Origin of the sequence: Phenylobacterium ferrooxidans (assembly GCF_042714595.1) — a bacterium.
Lineage (GTDB): Bacteria > Pseudomonadota > Alphaproteobacteria > Caulobacterales > Caulobacteraceae > Phenylobacterium > Phenylobacterium ferrooxidans.
Map to the genome: position 1 here is coordinate 1 of NZ_JAOTJD010000076.1, position 5434 is coordinate 5434.

Genomic DNA, 5434 nt, shown 5'->3' on the forward strand with positions numbered 1-5434 from the left:
ACCGCCCGCGCCGCGCTCTGAACCTCGGCGATCGCGCTCACGAACCGCCCCCGGGCGCTCTCCCGCCACTGGCGCCGGGCGGCGAGCTTGGCGCGGGCCTCATGGAGGCGGACGTCCTTGCTGCGTGACGCGCAGGGCGGCGGCGACATGCCGGACCAGGCGACGCCGCTGGCCCGCCGCGCCTCCCGTGCGCTCCAGACAAGCCGCGCGCGGTCCAGGGCGCGTTCGGCGACCAGCAGGTCGATCAGGTCAGGATCGCGGGGTTCCATGTGTGAAGTGTATAAAAGATACAGAATCTCACCAAGGCGAATCTAAGATTTCTTGGAGGCGCCGACCACCTGAGGGTGTGTCAGCCGCGAATGATGATCCGACGCGCCTGATAGGGCGGGATGATCGCGGTGATGTGGGCGGCCCAGCGCAGGCGGGCGTCATGGCGGGTGGGGCCGGCCAGGCTCTCCAGGTCGAAGCGGCCGGGCTCGCTGCCGCGCAGCAGGCGCTTGACCAAAACCTCGTCGGTGTCGGTCTCCACCACCACCACATGGCCCAGCATGTCGGGGGTGGGGGGGAAGTGCTGATTCTCAAAATAAATCAGCGCGCCGTCGTCGGCCAAGCCGCGCATGGAGTGGCCGGAAACCTGGACTGCGACGGCGTTTTCCGTTCCCCCAGGCGGGATCGGGGCCAGGTCGTCAGCCTCCTGGCCGGTGGCGTAGAGGATGGTCCCCTCGGGGTTGGCGCCCACCCTGCCGATCACCTTGACCAGGCCCGGACCCGCGCCCGGCCGCATGGCGCCCGAGGCGTCGTAGAGCCATTCCGGGCGAACCCCGAAGGCGGCGGCATAGTCCTTGGCCTTGCGGTAGGAGAAGGGGGCGTTGCCGTTCTCGTTGGAGGCGTAGGTGTTGCGGTTCCAGCCGAAGGCCTCGGCCGCCGCGGCGGCGGTGTCGAAGCCCTTTTCGGTGCGCGCGAGGCGGAGGCGTTGGAAAGGTTCGTCCATGGCCTGAAACCTACAGTGGAAAGTCTGTACAGAAAATACAGATTCATGTTGCCCGTTCCCTGTATGTTCCGTATGTTTTCTACATGCAACGGGAAAACGCCATACCAAGGCCCGCCGACGGGCAAGATTACGCGGCCCTACGTCAAAGTGGGACGTCGCCGCTGCGCGCCAGGACCCAGCTGGGTCTGGAGGACTGGCAGGTCAGACGGTTCGAGAAGCTGTTCCGGGCCCGCACTGCGCGCGGAGGCGGGGACCGCCAGCTGCCGAAGTTCGCGCGGCACGAGGCCCATGTGGCGGCGGTGCTGGCGGCGGGCGGATTCTGGGCCTTCTCCGAGCGCCGGATCGGGCGCGACGGGGCGGCGGTCTGCCTGCCGATGATCCCGCCGCCCAAGGCTTAGGGCCTCTTCACATCCATACGGGAGTTCAAGCGCATGAGCCGCACGGCCCATCTGGCGCGCCTGGAGCGCGAGCGTCTGCTGGTCCTGGAGCGGCGGGGCAAGGCCCGCGCCGAGGCCCTGGCCGTCCAGGGCGGGATCGCCGAGACCATCGCCCTGTCGCAGGCGCGCGGCGGCGGCATCGAGGCGCCGGCCACGCCGCGCAAGCCACATCGGCGGCAGGCCGGCCTGGAGTGGCTGGTTCGCCAGGGGCGGCTGAACGATCAGCAGAAGCGCGCCGGGGAACGCTACGGGACCTATTACCGCCGCGCGGCGGCCGGCGCCGACATCGGCTCAAGCCTGGACATCAAGCATGGCGACAACCCGTCGGGGACCAGCATCAGCGAGGTGCTGGCCCAGGCCGAGGCGCGGGCGGCGGCGGCGGCCAAGCTGGCCCTCTATCGCCGCCAGCTGCACCAGCACCCGGTGCTGCTGGCGGCCTGCGACCTGGTCTGCGGCGAGGAGTTGACGCCGCGGGAGGCGGCGCGCACCGACCGCGAGGCCGGGCGGCTGGAGGCGGTGCTGGAGGTGGCCCTGGACCTGCTGGCGCAGGAGGGCGGCGCACAGGGCTCGTGACTCTCGCCCTGACTCCGGTGAGTGTTCGCGCCGGGCAGGAAAAAACCAAGGAGGCCGGCGTGGCCGATCAAGACGTGTTGTTGGTGGAGCGGCGTGGCGAAACCGACTGGGTGACCTTGAACCGGCCCGAGCGGCTGAACGCCCTGAACCAGCCGCTGTCGGACGCCCTGCTGGCCTATTTCGAGGCCCGTCGGCGCGACACCGAATGCCGGGTCATCGTGCTGACCGGGGCGGGGCGGGCCTTCTCGTCGGGCGCCGACCTGAAGGCCGGGGGTCAGCCGGACCGGCTGCGGGACGGGCCCAACGGCGACTGGATGCTGCGCGATACGCTGAAGGCCATGCGCGCCTGCCCGCAGCCGATCATCGCCCTGGTGCAGGGGGCCGCGGCCGGCGGCGGCCTGGCCATCGCTCTGGCCGCCGACGTCATCGTGGCCGGCGCCAGCGCCGCCTTCCACCCGGCCTTCATCAAGATCGGGCTGTCGGGCTCGGAGCTGGCGGTGAGCTGGCGCCTGCAGCGGACCATGGGGATTTCCCGGACCCGCGAGATGCTGCTGACCGGCGAGCCGATGAACGCCGAGGAGGCGCATCGCGTGGGCCTGGTCTCCAAGGTGATCCCCGACGCCGGACTGGCCGCCGAGGGCGAGCGCCTGGCGGCGGCCATGCTGAAGGCCGGCCCCGACGCCCTGCGGATCTCCAAGCGCACCTTTGACGCGACCCTGGAGGGGATGAGCTTCGACGCCGCGCTCGAGCTGGAGGAGCGCGGGCAGATCCAGATGATCCGCGGGCGGACGGCGCCGGTGGGGATGCCTGCAGTGAAGTAGGTTCGGGGGGACGGGCAGCGCTGCAGGGGGCCTCTGCGGGAGGGGGATCCAGCGACCCGTTCGTCGTCATGCGCAGACAGTCCGGAAGCCGACCGTGGCCATGTCAGCTATGGGTGGGAAGCGGACGCAGGATGACGCTACGATCAGGCTTCCGCTGCCGCCCTCGTGATGTTGGCGGCTCCCGGAATCAGGGGGAATGCCATGACGGTGCGAACAGCGCGATGTGCGTGTCAGGCGTGCGAAGTCGAGGTTGAGGGCGAGCCGGTCAGCAGCGGGCTCTGTAGCTGCGACAATTGCAAACGGCGTACGGGAGCGCCGTTTGGATGGTCGGTCTACTTCCACGATGAACAGGTTAGTCGGGTGGAAGGTCCGCTGGGGGTCCTCGACGGCTTCGGCAAACGCTGGTTTTGCTCAAGGTGCGGTTCGACCATCTATTGGCGGTCCTTCGGAGCGTGGAGGCCCGGCCAGACAGGATTTGCTGGAGGCTGCTTCGCCGATCCGACGCTGCCGGTCCCCACCATTGCAGTACGGTGCGCGCAAGGCATGCCGTGGATTGCGTACCCCGACGGCTGCGCAGTGTTTGATGACATGCCTCGGGTGCCTCCCTCTTCGGCTCCGTGAGTGTCCGCAACGGGTCGAAATTCGTTACTCGCGCTGGGTCTGCAAGCGGACGATCGCGATCGCAACGCAGCGCGTCGAGCAACGCGGACATTTGCTGTTCCGGAGGATCTAGCTCAGCGCACGCATCGGGTCGCGTATCTGTCTTCCGCCCGGGCTCGACGAGGGTTGAAGGGAGGGTTCGGCGCCAGCTGATGCGCTTCCAAGTTCTCTGAACCTTGAGAGACTCCTGGCGTGTCCGCGATCTTCGGTCGGCACAGGCGTTTCAGGGGGCGCCGGAGCTTCGGCGCTTCACCACATGCTCCACGCCCGCCACCGCATGGCCGCCGTGGACCAGCCCAAGCATTGTCCTGTGGTTCGCGCCGGCGATCGCTTCGACCATGGGCGCAGCGGAACGCCGCGCCGGCGCCTGGCGCAGTTCGCCCCAGGCCGAGCCCCTGGCTGACGGCCCGGCGGTGATCACCGCAACCGGCCAGTGGGGGGATAAGGAACCTGCCGCCGCGGCCTGCTCGCCCGCGGTGCGCCACATCTGCACCTCGGCGTAGGCCGAGCGGCTCTGGCGGCCGGAAACAAAGCCGCGCCGTTTCTCCGCCTTGCCCCACGGCGGCAGGCCGATGCGGTCGCCCCACCAGTAGAGCGGCTTGGTCAGGCCGAGCGTTCCGGCGATCGATCCCAGCTGCGCCATGTCGTGCATTCGATCAGCGAACCCCGCGACCCCGGGCGCCTGCAAAAGCTCTGGCGTCACCGCGTCCAGCAACACCAGCCCGACTACCTGATCGGGATACTGCGCCGCGAACTGGTGCAGATACAGGCCGGCCATGGAGTGCCCCATCAGCACATAGGGTCCGGCCTCTCCCGAAGCGGCCATCAAGCCCTTAAGGTCGCCGACGATGGCGTTCCCATCGCGCGGCCGGGGACCCGCCTCGGAGTACCCCATACCGGCCCGGTCGTAGGCGCAGGAGCGGTAGCCCTTGGCGGTCAGCTTCTGCTGGATCGCCGCGAAATCCGCAGCCCCACTGAACGCGCCGGCCTCCATCCAGACCACCGGCCGTTCGGACTTGGGGCCCTCACAGACGAGGCGCAACTCATGCCCGCCCACGTCGACCATCCGCCCCCGCGGCGGCTTGGACCGGCTGATCGCCTCGGCCGCAACCGCGAGCGTGCCCCACCCGACGATGGTGATGGCCAGCAGGCGAACGGCGAAGCGCAAGACCTTGAGCAGCATGTGCAATGCCTAGTCGCGACCACTGAGTCCGTCGAGCTTCAGTGATCGACCATGTTGAGGGAGGAGCGCCGCCAAAGACGCCGCCAACGGCTGGCAAGGGTGGAGAGGGGAGATGTGCCTTCCGGGTTCCTCGCGCGCAGCCTATGTCCGTGACGATGAGCCGTATCGATCTCGTCCAGTTATCGCCCTCGGTCCTGAGCGCTCTGGCGGCAGGTGACCTCGCCGCCGCAAATCTCGCTGCGCCCATATCGTTCAGCGCTTATTTCGTCGGCCCAGAGTGGCGGAATGTCTGGCGTCGCCGCGCCGCGCAGGTGGCGGACGATCAGGCTTCTGCGGCCTGGATCACCCGCGCCATCCTAGATGTGGATCGCGGCCTCTTAGTGGGCCGGGCCGGTTTTCATGGACCGCCCAACGCCGCCGGCATGGTCGAGGTGGGCTATGCAATCGACCCGGCCTTCCGGCGGCAGGGCTACGCCCGCGCCGCCCTTATCGCGCTTCTTAAGTGGGCCAAGGATGACGCCTCGATCATGACAGTCAGGGCCACCATCAGTCCCTACAATCTCGCCTCACGGGCGCTCGTTGCTCAGTACGGTTTCGTCGAGGTCGGAGAGCAGTGGGACGACGAGGATGGGCTGGAGACGATTTTCGAAGTCGATGCGCCCATCGAATAGGCCAGGTGGCAGAGTCCGCAGTGGGTCCAGGCTGTGTAAAAACGGCGAAGCAGCTTAGAATCTAGCATCGACGCAGCAGCCTTGGGGCCGTCGATGAA

Annotated in this window: 8 protein-coding genes; 5 read left to right on the top strand and 3 right to left on the bottom strand. The window is 68.5% G+C overall.

Annotated elements, in window-relative coordinates; translation table 11 throughout:
- Both OCL97_RS22290 and OCL97_RS22295 read right to left on the bottom strand, forming a co-directional pair.
- A partial coding sequence (locus OCL97_RS22290; RefSeq protein WP_377371885.1) for a hypothetical protein occupies nt 1–269 on the bottom strand: 269 nt, incomplete at its 3' end.
- A gap of 80 nt (nt 270–349) precedes the next feature.
- On the bottom strand, nt 350–991 hold the full coding sequence (locus OCL97_RS22295; RefSeq protein ID WP_377371886.1) for a S24 family peptidase: 642 nt from the start codon (nt 989–991) through the stop codon (nt 350–352).
- Nucleotides 992–1074: 83 nt separating this feature from the next.
- Here OCL97_RS22295 and OCL97_RS22300 point away from each other — a divergent pair, with 83 nt between their 5' ends.
- The 4 genes from OCL97_RS22300 (at nt 1075) to OCL97_RS22315 (ending at nt 3443) form a co-directional block, all read left to right on the top strand.
- Nucleotides 1075–1389, top strand: coding sequence for a hypothetical protein (locus OCL97_RS22300; RefSeq protein ID WP_377371887.1), 315 nt, complete (start codon nt 1075–1077; stop codon nt 1387–1389).
- A gap of 33 nt (nt 1390–1422) precedes the next feature.
- Nucleotides 1423–2001: a hypothetical protein gene (locus OCL97_RS22305; protein WP_377371889.1), complete on the top strand. Its 579-nt coding sequence runs from the start codon at nt 1423–1425 to the stop codon at nt 1999–2001.
- A 59-nt stretch (nt 2002–2060) separates the two neighbouring features.
- On the top strand, nt 2061–2822 hold the full coding sequence (locus OCL97_RS22310; protein ID WP_377371890.1) for an enoyl-CoA hydratase/isomerase family protein: 762 nt from the start codon (nt 2061–2063) through the stop codon (nt 2820–2822).
- A gap of 201 nt (nt 2823–3023) precedes the next feature.
- Nucleotides 3024–3443 carry a GFA family protein gene (locus tag OCL97_RS22315; RefSeq protein WP_377371891.1) on the top strand — a complete coding sequence of 140 codons (420 nt, stop codon included), beginning with the start codon at nt 3024–3026 and terminating at the stop codon, nt 3441–3443.
- A 262-nt stretch (nt 3444–3705) separates the two neighbouring features.
- On the opposite strand, the gene OCL97_RS22320 is transcribed toward OCL97_RS22315, so the two are convergent.
- On the bottom strand, nt 3706–4665 hold the full coding sequence (locus tag OCL97_RS22320; protein ID WP_377371892.1) for an alpha/beta fold hydrolase: 960 nt from the start codon (nt 4663–4665) through the stop codon (nt 3706–3708).
- A 155-nt stretch (nt 4666–4820) separates the two neighbouring features.
- Here OCL97_RS22320 and OCL97_RS22325 point away from each other — a divergent pair, with 155 nt between their 5' ends.
- A complete protein-coding gene (locus OCL97_RS22325) occupies nt 4821–5336 on the top strand; it encodes a GNAT family N-acetyltransferase (protein ID WP_377371893.1) in 516 nt (171 codons plus the stop codon).
- Nucleotides 5337–5434: the final 98 nt, after the last annotated feature.

Excerpts from the sequence above, each read along its gene's own strand:
- OCL97_RS22320 (WP_377371892.1), bottom strand. The coding sequence starts at position 4,665 with ATGCTGCTCAAGGTCTTGCGCTTCGCCGTTCGCCTGCTGGCCATCACC.
- OCL97_RS22325 (WP_377371893.1), top strand. The coding sequence starts at position 4,821 with ATGAGCCGTATCGATCTCGTCCAGTTATCGCCCTCGGTCCTGAGCGCT.
- OCL97_RS22300 (WP_377371887.1), top strand. The coding sequence starts at position 1,075 with ATGCAACGGGAAAACGCCATACCAAGGCCCGCCGACGGGCAAGATTAC.
- OCL97_RS22295 (WP_377371886.1), bottom strand. The coding sequence starts at position 991 with ATGGACGAACCTTTCCAACGCCTCCGCCTCGCGCGCACCGAAAAGGGC.
- OCL97_RS22315 (WP_377371891.1), top strand. The coding sequence starts at position 3,024 with ATGACGGTGCGAACAGCGCGATGTGCGTGTCAGGCGTGCGAAGTCGAG.
- OCL97_RS22305 (WP_377371889.1), top strand. The coding sequence starts at position 1,423 with ATGAGCCGCACGGCCCATCTGGCGCGCCTGGAGCGCGAGCGTCTGCTG.